The sequence below is a fragment of the Campylobacter concisus genome (assembly GCF_902460545.1).
GTDB lineage: Bacteria > Campylobacterota > Campylobacteria > Campylobacterales > Campylobacteraceae > Campylobacter_A > Campylobacter_A concisus_AE.
On sequence record NZ_CABPUE010000023.1, the window covers coordinates 1 to 723 of the forward strand.

A 723-nucleotide genomic window follows, 5' to 3' on the forward strand; every position below is an offset into this window, starting at 1 on the left:
GTGTATTAAAGGGTAATATAAAATGATAGATATTAGTAAAAACCCAGTCGTGTCCGTTGTGATGTCTGTGTATAATGCTGAAAAATATTTAGATGCTGCTATACGAAGCATACTGGAACAAACATATAATAATTTTGAATTTATCATTATCAATGATGGCTCAAATGATAGGAGCCTGGAAATAATTAAAAAGTATAAGAATGAAGATGATCGCATAGTTTTAATCAGCAGGGAAAACAGAGGATTAATATCGAGCTTAAATGAGGGGATAGCAAAAGCAAGAGGTGAGTATATAGTAAGAATGGATGCAGATGATATTAGTTTGCAGTTTAGGATAGAAAAACAACTACAAGTGATGGAACATGACAAAGATATAGTTGTTTGTGGAAGTTGGATAAATATTTTTGGGGAAAATATAAATGAAAAAGTTGCTAGATATTTTGAACACGACAAACAAATAAAAGCAAATTTGCTTGTTTCTTGTTGTTTTGCTCATCCATCAGTAATGATTAGAAAAGATGCCTTTACAAATAATAATATTTTGTATGATGAAAGGTTTAAAAATGCAGAAGATTATCATCTTTGGACTCAGCTTGCAAAGGTTGGTAAATTTTATAATATCCCAGAAATACTCTTAAAATATAGATTTTTAGAAACAAGCATTACAAGATTATCAGACAAGGATTGTTCAAAAAGATATAACGTATTAAAAGATATTTTTAA

1 protein-coding gene is annotated in these 723 nt (G+C 29.3%); it reads left to right on the plus strand.

Translation table 11 applies throughout. The annotated features are described in order from the left end of the window. Positions 1 to 22: 22 nt before the first annotated feature. On the plus strand, positions 23 to 723 hold a 701-nt coding region (locus FZ949_RS09225), incomplete at its 3' end, for a glycosyltransferase family 2 protein (RefSeq protein WP_148790375.1).